This window comes from Pseudomonas viridiflava (genome assembly GCF_900602065.1).
Classification (GTDB): Bacteria; Pseudomonadota; Gammaproteobacteria; order Pseudomonadales; family Pseudomonadaceae; genus Aquipseudomonas.
In genome coordinates this window covers 1-371 of the sequence record NZ_UWFN01000015.1, presented here as the reverse complement: position 1 = coordinate 371, position 371 = coordinate 1, and the positions used below count along the sequence as shown (strand labels likewise).

Genomic DNA, 371 nt, shown 5'->3' with positions numbered 1-371 from the left:
GTTGGGACCGCAGGGGTGCGCGCTCGTTTCTTATATTTTTTACGCGTTCAGCAAAGCGTGAAACCTGAAAAATCCGATAAAACTTTCTCGCCGTTCATCACTCACAACCCTTGATGATCTTGCCGGGCAACACACAGAGCGAGACACACAAAGCCTGATGAACCTGGAGATCACCCATGATATCTGCACCACAGCTATCCGATGTAAGCAGCTTGCGCCAGCGTGCGCGCCAGAACGTTGAGAATGGTGCGGTCACTGAAGGCTACAACGCTGACCGTGAGACGGTCCTGCGCCTGCTCAATGAGTCGCTGGCCACCGAACTGGTCTGTGTACTGCGCTACAAGCGTCACTACTACATGGCGACCGGCCTG

General features: G+C 54.4%; 1 pseudogene. It reads left to right on the top strand.

The annotated features are described in order from the left end of the window. Positions 1-176: 176 nt before the first annotated feature. A pseudogene (locus tag EE949_RS00070) lies at positions 177-371 on the top strand (bacterioferritin); the annotation flags it as partial.